This is a genomic window from Amycolatopsis sp. NPDC051071, from assembly GCF_040682875.1.
In the GTDB taxonomy this organism is placed as follows: domain Bacteria; phylum Actinomycetota; class Actinomycetes; order Mycobacteriales; family Pseudonocardiaceae; genus Amycolatopsis.
Genome location: NZ_JBFBBY010000048.1, coordinates 35,334 through 50,852, shown reverse-complemented (window position 1 = coordinate 50,852; position 15,519 = coordinate 35,334). Strand labels below are relative to the sequence as shown.

The following is a 15,519-nucleotide window of genomic DNA, read 5'->3' as shown; positions in this document are numbered from 1 at the left end:
GTCCTGAAGGCCCCCTTTGAGACGTTGATCGTCTCAAAGGGGGCCTTCAGGACACAGGATATGCCGAGAGCCACACACGCCCGGCGTCGACCGCGTTCAGCCCCTACCGGGCCCGCGACCCGCGCAACGCGAAAAGCCCCACCTTCGAAGATGGGGCTTGCGGTGGGCGATACTGGGATCGAACCAGTGACCTCTTCGGTGTGAACGAAGCGCTCTCCCCCTGAGCTAATCGCCCGCGGTACGAACTCCGGTTCACCGGGGAAGTGAACCTGGTGCGCGATACTGGGATTGAACCAGTGACCTCTTCCGTGTCAGGGAAGCGCTCTCCCGCTGAGCTAAACGCGCGTTGTGTAGTTGTTCGTACAGGCCCTAGCTTAGCGGACCCGTTTCCGGGTGCGCACAGGGGATCCCCTCTCGATCAAAGCCGCCTGGTTCAGGGCTTCGGCAACCGCGAAGCGACCGACGTGGCGATGTCCTTGACCCGGTCGCAAGGGCTTCCGGTCGCTCCCCCGGCGTACAGGCGGACGGCGATGTGCTCGGCCTCGCGGTCCGGGAGAGGGCGGTGCTGCCACGTCACGACGCAGCTCGTCCCCCCGACTTCACGCAGGCCGCCGGTGACGCCGTTCCCCAGATCGACCGGGGTGCCTTCCTGCCCGAAAGCACCCCGGTTCAGTTCGACGGTCAGCGTGTCCCCGCCGCCCTCCCACTCGCAGATGCGCAGCGTGCGCGGAGCGGCCTGCGCGTTGGGCACGTTCTTGGTGACCACGGCGGGATCCGGGACGGCGCACGGATCGAGTGGGAGGATGCTCGCCGGGTCGCCGGCGCGGTCGGCCTCGTGGGTGCGCAGGCGCGTGAGGGCGGCGGTGAGCACGTCGTCGGCGGCCTTGCAGGCGTCGCCGTCCCGGTTGGTGTTCCGGATGAGCACCCCGAGCCGGCGGTCCGACGGCAGCTGCACCACCGAGTCGCAGCCTCCGCTGATGGTGCTGTGAGACAACGGAAGTCCCTCGGCGGTGCGGTCCGTGCGTTCGAGACCGCTGGTGGTCACACCCTCGCCCAGCTGGAGGTCGAAGGCGGCACCGTTGAGGCCGGTGTACTTGCAGCGTGCCGGGTAGAACTGGTTCGTGTCCGGCTTCAGCGTGCCGAATTCCCGCACGAACCGGCCTGCCAGCACCTTGCACGGGTCGGCGAGGCGCAGGCGTTCCGGGCTGAGTGCTTCGGACACCGCCAGTGAAGTCACCCCGGGATCCTCGGGTTTGGCGTAGCCGGCGATGGAGAGACCGAGTGCGACGATCCCGGCGACCACGAGCAGGACGACCGCGGCCAGCGAGCCGAACAGGATCTTCTTGGTCCGCGGCGCCATCTTCTTCGGCGGCGGCCGCCAGACCGGAAGCGGCAAAGCCAGCACCGAACGCACTTCGAGGTCCTGCTGCTGGATCCTCGCGTGCACCGCGGGCGGCCAGGGAGCCGCACCCGGCGGCACCGGGCCGAGGTGGTTCAGGATCTGCGCCGGGGTGGGCCTCCGTGCCGGGTCCTTGGCAAGGCACGGCTCGGCGAGCCGCCGGACCTCCTCCGGGACGTCGGTGAAATCCGCGCCGCTGTGCACGACGTTATACAGAGTTTGCGGCGCGGTCGGACCGGTGAACGGGCCGCGTCCGGTCGCCGCCATGACCAGGATCGCGCCGAGGGAGAATACGTCGCTCGCCCCAGTGACCTGCCCGCTTCCGGCTTGTTCCGGCGACATGAACGCGGGTGACCCGATGATCGCACCCGTCCCGGTGAGGTCCGGTGCGTCCTCGGCCACCCGCGCGATGCCGAAGTCGATCACCCTCGGCCCGTCACTCGTGAGAATGATGTTGCTGGGCTTGAGGTCCCGGTGGATCAGGCCGGCGCGGTGGATCTCGGTCAATGCCGCGGCGAGCCCCGAAGCCAGTAGCCGCACGGACTCGGCGGGCAGCGGGCCTGCCGCGTCGACGGCTTCCTTCAGTGACGGCCCGGTGACGAAGACCGAAGCGAGCCACGGGGTTTCCGCTTCCGCGTCGGCGTCCATGACGGCCGCCGTGTAGGCACCCGAGACCAGTCGCGACGTGGCGACCTCGCGCCGGAACCGCTCGCGGAAGCGCGGATCGTGCGCGAACTGGGCGTGCAGCTGCTTGACCGCGACGAGCCTGCCGTCCGGGGCGAGGCCCAGCACGACCCGGCCCATGCCGCCTTCGCCGAGCTCGGCGATGATCCGGTACGGGCCGATCTGCCGGGGTTCGCCGGGATTCAACGGTTTCACTGATCAGCCCTAGGGTTTCGGGAGTTTCCGCAGCAGCGCCTCGGCGAAGCCTTTCGCCTTGTCGCAGGCCTCGTCGGCGGTCAGCTTCGAGCCGCTGGTGCCCATCGTCAGCTCGACGTTCTCGCCGTCCTTCTCGCTGACCGACCGGTGTTGCCAGGTCAGCGAGCAAGTGGAGCGGGCGACGCCGTCGTCGTTCTGAGCCAGGTACACCTTGGTGCCGCCGAGGTCCAGGGTGGCCTTCTTGGCGTAGTACGAGTCCTTCGACTCCACGGGCGGGCGTCCGCGCACGAGGTCGACCCGGAGGCTTCCCACCGCGTCGTACCGGCATTGGTGCAGATGCTCACGGATCGTCTCGACCACCGGGCCGACCAACCGGTCGGCGGTCGCCGGGCCGATCAGCGCACACGGGTCCAGTGGCGCCAGCGTGCCCGCCGGAAGGTCGCGGTCGTGGCCACCGGCCCGGATCCGCTTGACCGCGTCGGCGAGGGCCGCCTTCACGATCGAACACATCTGGTCCTTTGTGGACACCGAGTTCACGCCGGCGCTGAGTACCGTGTTCGGCAGGCCGGTGACGGCGACAGCGACGTCGCACGCGTTGCCGGAGCTCTTGATACTCAGCGGAAGTCCTTCGAGCTCTCCGCCCGCTTGGCCTTCGATCAGGTTGCCGACGACGGCCAGCTCCAGCCACTTACCCGAAGGCGACGAATACGTGCACGAGTCGAACTGGATGTCGATCTTCTTGCTCAGCTTGCCGAATCCGGGCACGTCACGCCCTTCGAGCACCTTGCACAGGTCCACCTTGCGCAGGTTGTCCGGGCCGAGCGGGTCCGGGTTGACCGGGGTGGTGACGGGCACGTCCGGCGGCGGCGACGTGCTTGGCGCGGCGACGGCGGGAGGCGGGTCGTCCCCGGTCAGGGAGACCGCCGCGACCACACCGCCGACGAGAAGGACGACGGCGGCCGCGGCGAGCCCGGCGTAAAGGCCGCGCCGGGATCGTTTCGGCGGGCTCAGCAGGCGTCGGACCTCGGTCTGCTGTGTCTCGATGAGCCGCGCCACCGCCGGCGGCCAGGGGCTCGTCATCGGCGGGATCGGCCCCAGCCGCTCCAGTACCCAGGCCGGGGTCGGCCGGTCCGCCGGATTCTTGGCAAGGCACGGCTCGACGATCCGCCGTAGCTCCGGGGCGAGGTGCCGCAGATCCGGTTGGACGTGCACGACGTTGTAGAGGGTGTGCGGAGTGGACGTTCCGGTGAACGGGTTCGTCCCGGTCGCGGCCATCACCAGCAGCGCGCCGAAGGAGAACATGTCGCTCGCCGAGGTCAGCGGCTTGCCCTCGGCCTGCTCCGGCGACATGAACCCGGGCGAGCCGAGGACGGCCCCGGTGTGCGTGAGCTCCGAATCTCCCTCGACGGCGCGGGCGATGCCGAAGTCGATCACCCTGGGGCCGTCTCCGGCGAGGATGACGTTGCTCGGCTTCAGATCGCGGTGGATCAGCCCGGCGCGGTGGATGTCGCCCAGCGCCAGCGCGAGCCCCGCGGCGAGGTGCCGGAGCGATCCGGCAGGCAGCGGCCCGCCCGCGGCGACAGCCTCGGACAGCGACGGGCCTGGCACGAACACCGACGCCAGCCACGGTGTCGGTGCGTGCGGATCGGCGTCCATGACCGGGGCGGTGTACGCGCCGGAGACCAGGCGCGACGTCTCGACCTCGCGCCGGAACCGCTCGCGGAAGCCGGGATCGTGCGCGAATCCCGGGTGCACCTGCTTGATCGCGACCAGGCGGCCGTCGGAGGAGACGCCGAGCAGTACCCGGCCCATCCCGCCCTCACCGAGCGCGGCGAACACCCGGTAGCGCCCCACGCCGGCGGGTTCGCCGGTGTTCAACGGCTTCACGAAGGCCCCCTTGTCAGGGGCGATGGTACAAAACCACCCGGAAGTGTCACGCAGGGCGTCGGTCGGCCCGGCCGAAGTCCCTGAGCCGGAGGCTGTTGGACACCACGAGCACGGACGACAGTGACATCGCCGCCCCGGCGATCAGCGGGTTCAGCAGCCCGAACGCCGCCAGCGGGATCGCGGCCACGTTGTAGCCGAACGCCCACGCCAGGTTCCCCCGGATGATCCGCAGCGTGCGGTCCGCGAGGCGGATGGCGTCCGGGACCACGCGCAAGTCCGCACGGACCAGTCTCCCCCGGCCCGCAGTTCCTCGATGACCGCCGCCTTCTCCGCGGGCAGGACCCCGGCGCGGACGTCGGAGATCCCGACCTCGTCCCCGACCACCCGGGCGGCGCCCTCGTTATCGCCGGTGAGCAGGACCGTCCACCGGCGGCAGATCGGGTAGTTCCGCGCGCGCCGCGGTCACGACGGCCGTGGCCTCGTCGGCAACCGGCGCGGAAATCGTCATCTCACGGCACTCCCCTGGATCAGTCGTTCCTTGGTGGTGGAAACAGGTGACTTCAGCGCGGCGTCAGCACGAGATCGAACGTGTTGCCGTCGCCTTGGACGAACGTGCTCAGGTACGGCGTGAAAGCGCCGCACCCGGTCAGTGGCGCGAGCGGGTAGGTACCGGTGAGCGTGCCCCCGCCCGCCATCGTGAAGCCGTCGCCGGTACGCAGTTCCGCGGTCGACGGGCTCGACGTCCGGCAGCCCGGACCGCTGCTGACCGGCATGCCGACGAGGGTGACGAGCGGGAGGACGGTGGTGAACCGGGGCCGGGCGACGAAGCCCGTCCCGGTGAGGTCGCCACCCTGCGGCCCGTCGGCGACGAACTCGAGATCCGCGGCGCCCGGGAGGAACCCGAAGAGCCGGAAGTCCGTGTGCGTCTTGTCGAACACCGGGCCGCCGGTGAAAACGGTCGCCGCGGTGGGGCTCAGCTCGAACCCGCCTGCCAGCGGCGCCGTGGCGTTCAGCGCCTTCACGGTCGTCTTCCCGGCGACCGCGTACCGATGTCCGGCCGGCTTGTCGCCGAGGTCGAACGAGAGCAGGGCCGCGTCCTGGCCCGGGTCGAGTGTGCAGTCCGAAGTGAAGGATCCGAGGCCGGTGAACGAACCGTCGGCCTTCTTCGGCGTCAGCCGGGTGGTGAAGTCGCCGACGGTCAGTGTGGTCTTGCCCGGCTTCGCCAGCGTCACCGCGGGAACGGAGCCGGTCGCGACCGGGCTGAAACCACCCGTCTGCGGGATGTCGGTTTTGGCCACGGCCAGCGGAATGGTCACCGGGAACGGCTTCGCGTCGCCGTTGACCAGCGTCACGCCCGCCGCGGCGGTGCCTTCGATGGTGGTGGCGCCGACGAGGTTCAGCCCGCGCGCCGCCTTGTCGGGCACGCTTACGGTGATGGTCAGCCCGGACGTCGTGAGGGTGCCACCGGGAGCGGCGGGGATGTCGAAGTCCGCCTTGATATTCACGTCGAGCTTCTGCAGCCCGATCAGCGGGAACGGGCAGGTGTAGGAGAGTTTCTTGTCGACGGGTGTGCCTGCCGCGGCACCGCTGACCGCCACGAACAGCAGGCAGGTCGCGGTGAGCAGGACGATGAGGCCCGTCGCGAGCAGCGTCCGGACGGTGATGCGGAGGGGCATGGTCGCCTTCCCGTGCACGGCGCCGGTCCCCGCCGCACGGGGCGACGGGGACCGGCTTGCCTGGCTACTTCTTGGTGAGGTTCAGATCAAGCGTGTTGCCGTCGCTCTTGGTGAACAGGCTGATCATGTCGTTGAAGGAACCGCAGTTCTGCAGCCCCGACAGCGAATAGGCGCCCGACAGCTTCCCGCCCTTGAGCAGGTCGAAGTCCGGTCCGGTGGTCATCTCGCTGGTGGACGGGCTGACCGTGCCGCACTTCGGGTCGCTGCTGAGGGGGATCCCGAAGACCTGCACGCTCGGCAGGAACACGTTGAACTTGATGTGCGCCTTGAAACCGGTGCCGACGAGTTCACCGGTCTGCTTGCCGACCTGCTCGACCTTGATGTCCGAAGCACCCTGTACGAAACCGAACAGCTTGAATTCGGTCCGCGACGGGTCGAGCTTCAGGTCACCGGTGAACGTCTTCGAAGCGAGGTCCACGTCCGCGTCGAAGGAACCGTTGATCGGCGCGGTGCTGCCGAGCGCCTTCAACGCGGTCTGACCCTTGATGCCGAACGCGTACTTCAGTCCGCCACCGCCGGGGGTCGTGGTGGTGGGCGGCGTCGTCGGTGTGGTCGGCGTCGTGGGGGTGGTGGTGGGCGTGGTCGGGGTGGTGGTCGGCGTGGTGGTGCCGCCGCCGTCCCCGATCTTGATCGTGGCCAGGGTGTTGCTCTGGCCCGGATCCTGCGTGCACGGCGCGTCGATCGTGCCGTCCGGCGTGATGCCGGTGACCGAACCGTCGGCCTTGCGCGGGGTGACCTTCAGCTGCAGGTCACCCACGCTGATCTTCGCCTCGCCGGGCTGGTTGAAGGTCAGCGACGGGGTCTTGCCCGCCGCGTTGACCGTCATCTCACCCGAGGTGGGGATATTCGACTTGGCGATGTCGTTGGGGACCTTGACCGGGAGGTTGAGCCCCGGTGCCGCCACGGTCGCCGCCGCGATGGCCTGGCCTTCCAGCGTCGTCGCACCGATCAGGTTCAGCCCGCTGACCGTATCCGCGTTGATCGTGGAAACGGCCTTGATGTCGAACGTGCCGGTCGGCTGCCCGGTCTTGACCGACAGCGGGAGATCGGTGTTGATCACCACCTTCAGCGACTGGGAACCCACCAGCGGGAGGTTGCAGTGGTAGTTGAGCGGCAGCGAGATCGGCTCGGCGACACTGGACTGTGCCCCGACCACGAGTACTGCGGTGGCAAGGCCAACAGCACCGGCAGCGGCGGCGGCGACCGCCTTCTTTGTTCCTCTACGGTGACTCACGATCGTCCTTCCGTGGTATCAACGATGATACGAAACGGCGTACAATTCCCCAGAGCACTGAATATCGGCCCGAGAGAATTCTCCGGGTAGCGACGATGTCTGACGGATCGCAACCGATCAGTAAACTAACGACGCGCCCGCACCGCTTTCAAGGCCTTCTCCGGAAAAGTTGACTCACACTCGGTAAATTGTCACCCTTGCACGGTGCGACCACGTGGTTCCTAGTAGGGGCACGTGGGTTTCCCCAGCACAGAGCCACTTGAGGCATACGGAAGAACTGCTGACGCGGGTGACAACCGCAATGCGCGAAACTGTCTCACACATGCCAATAGCCTTTTTCCCTGCTCCACGGCGCACCGATCCGCTTGCCTGACGGAATCCTTCCTGAGTAACCTCGCGGTTCAGCCTGCCGGTCACCGCCGACCACCGCGGATGCCGGCCTCTTTCGCCGAATTCGACGGGGAAACCATGAAAAGAATGCGCCGCACGGCAGCGCGAATCGCGTTCGCCACCGTCTCCGTGACCGCCGCGGCGGTCCTGCTGAGTGCCTGCGGGTCCGACGAGCCCATCGACTCCGTCCAGCACGCCGACCCCGCCGCGCTCGCCTGGGTGGACAAGGTGTGTTCCGGAGTCGCCAACGGCTCGGCGAAGCTGTCGCAGCCACCCGCGTTCGACGCCGCCAACCCGCAGGGGACGAAGACCGCGATGGTGAGCTTCCTGAATTCCCTCACCGCCGCGCTGGACGACATGGCAGGCGGGATCCGCAACGCCGGCGTGCCGCCGGTCCCGGATGGACAGTCCGCTGTGGACAAGGCGACCAGCACCCTCGGCGACACCAAGTCGAAGGTGTCCGCCACTCTGGCGAAGATGCAGGACGCCAAGGTCTCCGACCAGGCGAGCCTGCAGAAGGTGATCGCCGACGCGGACAGCACGATGAGCGGGCTGAGCGAGCCGGAAGGCCCGATCAAGCCACTGCGCGCCAACCCGGAACTGAACCTCGCGTTCGCCGAATCCCAGACCTGCCGCCAGGTCTACGGCAACGCCTGACACCCCGTCCCGCGCTCCCTGGAGGCCCGGCCGTGCCGATCTCGTTCCCCCGCCCGCTCGCCGCCGCGCTGGCGGTCGTCCTGACCGCCGGGTTGCTGACCGCGCTGAGCGGGAGCCCGGCGAACTCCGCCACCCCGGCGGCGTCCGACGACTCGTTCTACACCCCGCCGTCCCCGCTCCCGGCGGGCAAACCGGGTGACATCATCCGCTCCCGTGTCTCGAAAGCCGGACCGCGTAAGGATTCCGTCAACGCGTGGCAGGTGATGTACTTGTCAACCGATGCCCTCGGGCGGCCGGACGCGGTGACCGGGACGGTGCTCGTGCCGAAGAACGCCACCCCGTCGACGGCGCCGATCGTCTCGTTCGGCGCCGGTACCCACGGCCCGGCGTTCACCTGCACGCCGTCGGCGATGATCGACATCGGCGCGTTCTACGAGCAGTCCGGTCTCGACGACCTGCTCGACGCCGGATACGCCGTCGCGCTCACCGACTACGAGGGCTACCACCAGAACCCGAAGACGACTTATGTGGTCGGCCGTTCCGAAGGCCCGGCGATGATCGACGCGGTCCGCGCGGCCCAGCGCCTGCCGGAGGCGAAGCTGTCCGCCGACGCCAAGGTGCTCTTCCGCGGGTACTCCCAGGGCGGCGGGGCTGCCGCGTGGGCAGGCGAACTCCAGCCGTCCTACGCCCCGGAACTGAACCTCGTCGGGGTCGCGGCAGGTGGTGTGCCCGCCGATCTCGTCCAGGTCACCCTGCAACTGGACGGGAAGGCCGGGTTCGGCGTCTTCGCCTACGCCCTCGTCGGACTGGACAACGCCTATCCCGAACTGAAGCTGGACTCGTTCCTCAGCGACAACGGACGCGTGAAACTGGCCGAAATGCGGAAGAGCGCTTGTACGTTCGAACTGCTCACCACCTACGCGAACCAGAAGATCGCCGACTACACGACCAGCCCCGGTTACGTGCGGCCGGAATGGGTGAAGCGGCTCAACGAGAACAAGCTCGGCGGCACCCCGCCGAAGGCCCCGGTGTTCCTCTATCACGCCACCCAGGACCAGCTCGTGCAGTTCGCCCAAGCCGACGCACTGCACAAGACCTATTGCGCGGCCGGGGTCAAGACGACCTGGAAGACCTTCGAGACCGACCACATCACGGCCGTCTACACCGGTAACGCCGACGTGCTCGCCTTCCTCAAGGACCGCGTCGCGGGCATCCCGGCGACGACGAACTGCTGAGCCTCCGATGCTCAGAACCGCCCCTGAGTCCTTTGTGGACGAGGTGGTATCCGGCGGTGCGCGAACGGGCAAGCGGCGTGAGCTGCTCCGGTTCGCCACCGTCGGGCTCGCCGCTTTCGGTCTCACCCTCGGGACCAACTACGGGCTCAAACTCACCGTCCTGCAAACGAAACCGGTCACCGCACTGGCCATCGCGACCGTCGTGGCGACGGCCTTCGCGTACCTGCTCTCGCGGCGCTGGGCGTTCCACACCCGCGGCGGCAGGCCACGACTGCACGAGGCCACGTTGTTCTTCGCGGTCAACGCGATCGCCGTCATGATCAATCTCTGCCCGCCACTGATCTCACGCTACGTCCTGGACCTGGAAGTCCCCGAAGTGAGCTTCCTGGCACAGGAGATCGCCGACTTCGTCAGCGGCATGCTGCTCGGCACCGCGGCGGGTTCGGCGTTCCGCTGGTGGGGCTACCGCCGCTGGGTGTTCCCGGTGGCGGGAGCCCGTCAGGCGTCCGCGGGCCGCAGCCGTTCCGCACGCAGCGCGAGTTCGATCCGCAGCCGCTGATCCGGATCCTCCAGCCGCCCCCCGAACAACTCCGTGAGCCGTCGCAGCCGTGCCCGCACGGTCTGCGGGTGCACGGCGAGCCGCCGGGCGATCTCGGGTGCGCTCCCCCGCGTCTGCACCTGGGTGAGCAGGGTGGCCGCCAGCTCCTCGTGCTGTCGTGGCGCCAGCCCCGACAACGGCTCCAGCGCCTCACCCGCCAGCTGGTCCAGCAGGAATTCGTCGGCGAGCAGCAGCAAGGTGGTGATGTGCTCGTCGCACCACAGCACCGGGCCGACCGTGGTGATCATCCCCCGCTGCGCCAGCGCGGAGGCGCGGCGGGCGATCCGGAACGACTCGGCGGCCTGTGCCACGGGAACGGACACCCCGACCGTCGCGGACCAGCCGGTCGGCAGTTCCCGCAGGCCGCCGAGCCCGGTTTCCGGATCGGCGACCAGCGCGCCGGGCACGTCGGACACCAGATCGGCGGGCACCGCCGCGGGCAGCAATCCAGCGGGGAACGCGGGTGCACCGGGAGCCGAGCTGAAGACGACCGCGGTCACCCGTTCCGGAAACCGCCAGCCGATCGCGACGGCGAGCGCCACGGCGTCGGCCCTCGTGTACCCGGTGCCACCGGTCAGCAGCCGGAACAACCGGGCCCGCTGCTCCGCGGGCCCGGTGGCCTCGGCCTGCGCCGCGTTGTAGCCCTCGGTCAGCGCCATCGTCACCTCCACGACGTCGCCGAACAGGCACTCGGCGGCGCCGTAGAGGACGTCACCGGACAACCGCAGCTGACGGCCCGCCGCGGCGATCGAACGCCACAGCACGCGGCTGGACACCCGGAACGCCGCCTGCGTTGCCTCGCGGCTGAGTCCTTGATGGAACGCGATTCGGCCCTGCGCGCGGAAATCCGTCAGCAGGTCGTTCTGGAGCAGTTCGGGGACCCCGACCCGGTCGATGGCACGTTCGATACCGCGCCGGGTCAGCTCGACGGCGGCCGCGCGGGCGTCGCTGTCGCTGAACACCTCGGCGCATTCGCCGATTTCGGCCACCACACCCTCGACGCAGTGCCGGGCGATCGCCGGGATCCGCGGCCGGACGGCGTCACCGAGCTCCCTCGGCAGCCGCGCCCACAAGGAACCCACGGGCTGCCAGCTCAAGTGCGCGCTCCCCTGTTCGGAAGTAGGCCGACGATTTCGGGCACTCATTCCCTTTCGTCCGCGCGCCACCGGCGCACTCGAATGCACGGAGCGTAGAACCGGTGCCGCATCCGTGTCAAAAGGCGCCGCACCGAAACACCCGTCCGTGGCGACGGGGAAGAGTATCGCGACTTTCCGTCGTCAATTCAACGTCACATTCGTGGTGCACGCCGACGGCCGATCGAGTAGAAACACTCCCTGCGCCGCTCCCCGCCAGATCCGGCGCAGTTATGCAAACGGATTCATGTTTCCCGCCGCCCGTTCGGCGAAATCAAAGGTGGTCTTCGTGGTCGAGTACCGCAGTTTCCGGATGCTGGCGACACTGCCGCGTTCGCTCGGCGAAGAACTGCGTCCGCATACCGGTCATGCCGCGGCCGCGATGATCAAGGAGGTGCAGCGGTCGGTTCCCGCGTACTCACTGCCGTTGCGTGGCGTCTTCGGCCGCGTCCTGGTCGTCTCCTGCGAGCGTGCGGTGCGGCATTACGTCGACTGCATCGGCGATCCGGACCTGCCGCACGACCGCTGGACCGGCTTCTACCGCCTGCGCGGGCGGATCGAGTTCACCGAAGGCCGCAGCCTGGAACCGTTGCACGACAGCGCGACCATCGGGGCCCGCGCGGCCTGGCGCGCGATGCGGCCCATCGCGGGTGGTCTCGGCGTCGGGACGGACATCGTCGCACTCGCCGCCGAGTCCGTCTTCGTCTACGTCGACGAGTTGTGCGCCACGACGATCGAGGGCTACCAGGAGGCGGAGGCACAGGCCGCCGGCGCGATCCCGCTTCGCCGTCGCAGGCTGCTCGAACTGATCGCGCAGGCACCGGAAGGATCCGCGTGCAGTATCGCGAGCCTGGCGAACGGGGCCGGGTGGCGGCTGCCGGAAACCGCGGCCATGGTCGCCCTTCAGCGCGGCCACGGCGCCCATGAATTCCCCACCCACCTCCTGGACGACGACGTCTTGACCGATCTCGACGCCGCCGAGCCGTACCTGCTCACCGCCGATCCCGACGCGACGTTCGCCCGGCTGAAGGACGCACTGGACGGCTGGCGCGCGGCGATCTCGCCCGTCGTACCGCTCACCGACGCGCCGGCCGCACTGCGCACCGCGCGTCGCGCGTTACTGCTGACCAGCGAGGACGCCCTCGGTCAGGTCGTCTGGTGCCGCGATCACCTCGCCACGCTGTGGTTGCTCGCCGAGGACTTCCTCAGCGCCGAACTGGCCAAGCGGAGTCTCGACCCGTTCACCTCGCTGAGCGGGAAACAGCGCGAGCGGCTCAGCGAAACCCTGTTGGCGTGGCTGGAAACCCGCAGCGGGGCACCGGAGATCGCGCAGCGGCTTGGCGTGCATCCGCAGACCGTGCGAAACCGCCTGCGGCAGCTGGAAGAACTGTTCGGCGACCGGCTCAAGGACGCCGACGACCGGCTGGGCATGCACCTCGCGCTGCGTGCCCAGCGGCTCATGCGCGCCCACCGCCGCGACGAAGGACCCGCCTGACCCGCCGCTCCGGCGGCCGCACGACGGGCAGCACCCAGCGCAGGCCGCGGCGGGAACGCCCGGCACGGGGCTGTTCGATGTGGAAGTCCGCCCGGCAGGCCATGCGTTTCTCCCCTGGTGACAGGTGTTTACCGACGCTTTCCTGAATACCGGGACAGCCGGGAAATGTCGATGCGCAATTGTTCCGGCATACCAGGATTTAGCACCGGGGACGGGGGCGGCGGCTGCTTTCTTGTCACGCCGGTCGCAATTGCCGGACGGGTCCGGCGACACGCTGACGGGCCGGCCGTTCTTCACGTTATTTTGACGCCCGACAACGGAAAGGCGGAACATGGCCCTCGAAGCACGCACGCTGACCTTGCACGGCCAGGAAATCAGGCTACGGGAATACCGCCCGTCCACACCGGACGATTCCGGTGAGCTGCTCGTGCTGCTGCACGGGATCTCGGGCAGCGGCGAGACCTGGCGCCCGCTGCTGGAGCATTTCGAGCGGACCGGGTTCGGCCACCGCGTTCTCGTCCCCGATCTGCCGGGGCACGGCGATTCCGGCACCCCGCGGGCGGATTACGGCCTCGGCGCGATGGCGAGCGTCGTCCGCGACGTCCTCGCGCTGACCGGGGGACGGCACGCGACGATCGCCGGGCACTCCCTCGGCGGCGGGATCGCGATGCAGTTCGCCTACCAGTTCCCGGAGATGTGCGCCCGGCTGGTGCTCGTGGGCAGCGCCGGCCTCGGCCCGCAGGTGACCTCGGTGCTGCGCGCGACGGCGCTGCCGGGGGCCAAGGCGACACTGTCGGCCGCCGTCAATCCGGCCACCGTGGCGATCGCCCGCGGCCTCGCCGCCGCCGGGCGCCGTCTCGGCGGCAAACTCGCCCCCGAGACACGCGAGCTGACAAGGCACCTTTCGTCACTCTCCGACCCTGGCCGCCGCCGGGCGTTCCTCTTCATCGCGCGCGGCCTCATCGACCTCCGCGGCCAGCGCGCGAGTGCCGTCGACAAGCTCTATCTCGCCCAGCAGGTGCCCACACTCCTCGTCTGGGGCGCGCACGACCCGCTCATCCCGGTCGAACACGGCCGGAAGACGGCCGAACTGCTGCCAGGTAGCCGCTTGACGGTGTTCGAAAATGCGAAACACTTTCCTCATGTGGCCGACCCGGCCCGGTTCGGCGGCGAGATCGAGCGCTTCCTGGACGAGACCGAACCCGCCCGGCTGAGCCTGGACGAGGTCGTCGAGGTGCTCATCCGGGCGAGCGAGGCCGCGAACCAGGTCGAAATGCCCCAAAAGCCCCCTCGGAGCGTCCCGGAAAAGTTGTCATCCGGGCCCCATCCCCCGCGTGGGTAAATGTCACCTGCCGCCGGATCGGACCACCCGTTCGGGTGTAGTCCATCCAGGTGGCCGATCAAGGCCCCGCCAGCCGTTGACAGTCCTCTCGGCCGGATTTTATGTTGCGTGAGCCACAAAATCTGGATCGGCTTCACCGTTGAAGAGGCTGATTTTGTTGCCAGCAAGGATAAAAAACATGACCGACTTGGATACCGGGTTCTCGCGGCACGACGTGCGTCACCCCGCCACACCGCACCGCCAGCCACCGGGTCCGGTCCAGCGACCGCGCGCCTTCACGCCGGCACCGAGAACCCCAGTGGAGAACCGACCCGTGCGCAGCACCGGCGCGAATGGACTGTGGGCGTCACTGCCCCGCGAGCTGGGCGAAAGGTTCCGGCCGCGGGTGGACCCCATGGCACGAGCCATCCTGCAGGAGGTACAACGAGCCGTTCCCGAATACGCGCAGCCACTGGAAGGCGCGTTCGGACAGATCATCACTCAGGGTATCCGGCAGGCGATCCTGCACTGCCTCGACACCATCGGTCAGGGGACGGCGCCACTCGACAAGTGGACCACGGTCTTCCGCAATCTCGGGAAGGTCGAGTTCAGCGAGGGCCGCAGTCTCGACTGCCTGCAGACGGCCTACCGCGTCGGCGGCCGCGTCGCCTGGCGGCACGTGTCGGAATTCGGCCAGGCGATCGGAGCGGACGCCGATCTCCTGTGCACCACCGCCGAAGCGATCTTCGCCTACGTGGACGAGATTTCGGCGCTGTCCATCGAGGGCTACACGGCCGCTCAGGAACGGGCCGCGGGCACCAGAGCGAGACGCAGGCGCAGACTGCTCGAACTGATCCTCTCCGATCCGCCGTCCTCACCGCAGTCGATCGCGTCCCACGCCGCGAACGCCCAGTGGGCACTGCCCGCCGAAGTCACGGTCGTCGCACTGGAACGGCGGCTCGGCCCGCTCGACCCGGACAGCGCCGACCTCGACGCCGACGTCCTGGTCGATCTGGAGGGCCCCAAGCCCTGCCTGGTCACCGGCGACCCCGACAAACACCTGAAGGACCTCGCCGAACGGCTTCCCGGCTGGCGGGCGGTGATCGGCCCGGCCGTGCGGCTCACCGAAGCGCCACGCTCGCTGTTGTGGGCCCGCCGCACCCTGCGGCTGATCCAGCGTCAGGTCCTGCCGGACAACCCGGTCACGCGGTACAGCGACCATTTGTCCACCCTGTGGCTGCTCGCCGACGAGTTCCTGGTCCGTGAGCTGTGCGCGCGCAGCCTCGCCCCGTTCAACGACCTCACCCCCAAGCAGCGGACACGGCTCGGGGAGACGTTGCTGATCTGGTTGCAGTCCCGGGGCAGCGCACCCGAGATCGCGAAGAAACTCAAGGTCCACCCGCAGACCGTCCGGTACCGCATGCACCAGCTCATCGATCTCTTCGGCGACCGGCTGAACAACGCGGACGACCGGCTCGACATGGAGATCGCCCTGCGCGCGGAGGCCTTGCTCGCCGAGGACTGAAGACCAGCGTTTCCCACTCACAACGAGGTG

Annotated in this window: 11 protein-coding genes, 2 tRNA genes and 1 pseudogene; 6 read left to right on the top strand and 8 right to left on the bottom strand. The window is 68.9% G+C overall.

Going from position 1 to position 15,519, the window contains the following annotated elements:
- Nucleotides 1-163: 163 nt before the first annotated feature.
- From AB0M65_RS17835 to AB0M65_RS17805, 7 genes and pseudogenes are all read right to left on the bottom strand, one after another.
- A tRNA-Val gene (locus AB0M65_RS17835) sits at nucleotides 164-235 on the bottom strand.
- Between the two features lie 35 nt (nucleotides 236-270).
- Nucleotides 271-345: transfer RNA gene (locus AB0M65_RS17830), tRNA-Val, on the bottom strand.
- Between the two features lie 88 nt (nucleotides 346-433).
- Nucleotides 434-2,278: a serine/threonine-protein kinase gene (locus AB0M65_RS17825; protein WP_364028465.1), complete on the bottom strand. Its 1,845-nt coding sequence runs from the start codon at nucleotides 2,276-2,278 to the stop codon at nucleotides 434-436.
- Nucleotides 2,279-2,287: 9 nt separating this feature from the next.
- Nucleotides 2,288-4,165: a serine/threonine-protein kinase gene (locus tag AB0M65_RS17820; RefSeq protein WP_364028463.1), complete on the bottom strand. Its 1,878-nt coding sequence runs from the start codon at nucleotides 4,163-4,165 to the stop codon at nucleotides 2,288-2,290.
- Between the two features lie 46 nt (nucleotides 4,166-4,211).
- Nucleotides 4,212-4,588 (bottom strand): annotated as a pseudogene (locus tag AB0M65_RS17815) (cation-transporting P-type ATPase); the annotation flags it as partial.
- A gap of 137 nt (nucleotides 4,589-4,725) precedes the next feature.
- Complete coding sequence (locus AB0M65_RS17810; RefSeq protein ID WP_364028461.1) at nucleotides 4,726-5,841, bottom strand: DUF6801 domain-containing protein; 1,116 nt, start codon at nucleotides 5,839-5,841, stop codon at nucleotides 4,726-4,728.
- A 64-nt stretch (nucleotides 5,842-5,905) separates the two neighbouring features.
- Nucleotides 5,906-7,135 carry a DUF6801 domain-containing protein gene (locus tag AB0M65_RS17805; RefSeq protein WP_364028459.1) on the bottom strand — a complete coding sequence of 410 codons (1,230 nt, stop codon included), beginning with the start codon at nucleotides 7,133-7,135 and terminating at the stop codon, nucleotides 5,906-5,908.
- Between the two features lie 477 nt (nucleotides 7,136-7,612).
- Between AB0M65_RS17805 and AB0M65_RS17800 the strand changes: the two genes are divergently transcribed.
- The 3 genes from AB0M65_RS17800 to AB0M65_RS17790 are packed head-to-tail and all read left to right on the top strand — an operon-like array spanning nucleotide 7,613 to nucleotide 9,976.
- Entirely contained in the window at nucleotides 7,613-8,182 is a 570-nt protein-coding gene (locus AB0M65_RS17800) for a hypothetical protein (protein ID WP_364028457.1), read from the top strand.
- A 32-nt stretch (nucleotides 8,183-8,214) separates the two neighbouring features.
- A complete protein-coding gene (locus AB0M65_RS17795) occupies nucleotides 8,215-9,417 on the top strand; it encodes a lipase family protein (protein ID WP_364028455.1) in 1,203 nt (400 codons plus the stop codon).
- A gap of 7 nt (nucleotides 9,418-9,424) precedes the next feature.
- Entirely contained in the window at nucleotides 9,425-9,976 is a 552-nt protein-coding gene (locus AB0M65_RS17790; protein WP_364028453.1) for a GtrA family protein, read from the top strand.
- Here the strand turns inward: AB0M65_RS17790 and AB0M65_RS17785 are convergent.
- Complete coding sequence (locus AB0M65_RS17785) at nucleotides 9,916-11,112, bottom strand: helix-turn-helix domain-containing protein (RefSeq protein WP_364028451.1); 1,197 nt, start codon at nucleotides 11,110-11,112, stop codon at nucleotides 9,916-9,918. The two genes, AB0M65_RS17790 and AB0M65_RS17785, sit on opposite strands and share 61 nt — an antisense overlap.
- Before the next feature lie 316 nt (nucleotides 11,113-11,428).
- Here AB0M65_RS17785 and AB0M65_RS17780 point away from each other — a divergent pair, with 316 nt between their 5' ends.
- From AB0M65_RS17780 to AB0M65_RS17770, 3 genes are all read left to right on the top strand, one after another.
- A complete protein-coding gene (locus tag AB0M65_RS17780) occupies nucleotides 11,429-12,643 on the top strand; it encodes a helix-turn-helix domain-containing protein (protein ID WP_364028473.1) in 1,215 nt (404 codons plus the stop codon).
- Nucleotides 12,644-12,974: 331 nt separating this feature from the next.
- Nucleotides 12,975-13,985, top strand: coding sequence for an alpha/beta hydrolase (locus AB0M65_RS17775; protein WP_364028449.1), 1,011 nt, complete (start codon nucleotides 12,975-12,977; stop codon nucleotides 13,983-13,985).
- Between the two features lie 313 nt (nucleotides 13,986-14,298).
- On the top strand, nucleotides 14,299-15,489 hold the full coding sequence (locus tag AB0M65_RS17770) for a helix-turn-helix domain-containing protein (RefSeq protein ID WP_364028471.1): 1,191 nt from the start codon (nucleotides 14,299-14,301) through the stop codon (nucleotides 15,487-15,489).
- The last annotated feature ends 30 nt before the right edge of the window (nucleotides 15,490-15,519 follow it).

Coding starts and splice junctions, on each gene's coding strand:
- AB0M65_RS17810 (WP_364028461.1), bottom strand. CDS start 5,841: ATGCCCCTCCGCATCACCGTCCGGACGCTGCTCGCGACGGGCCTCATC.
- AB0M65_RS17790 (WP_364028453.1), top strand. CDS start 9,425: ATGCTCAGAACCGCCCCTGAGTCCTTTGTGGACGAGGTGGTATCCGGC.
- AB0M65_RS17800 (WP_364028457.1), top strand. CDS start 7,613: ATGCGCCGCACGGCAGCGCGAATCGCGTTCGCCACCGTCTCCGTGACC.
- AB0M65_RS17775 (WP_364028449.1), top strand. CDS start 12,975: ATGGCCCTCGAAGCACGCACGCTGACCTTGCACGGCCAGGAAATCAGG.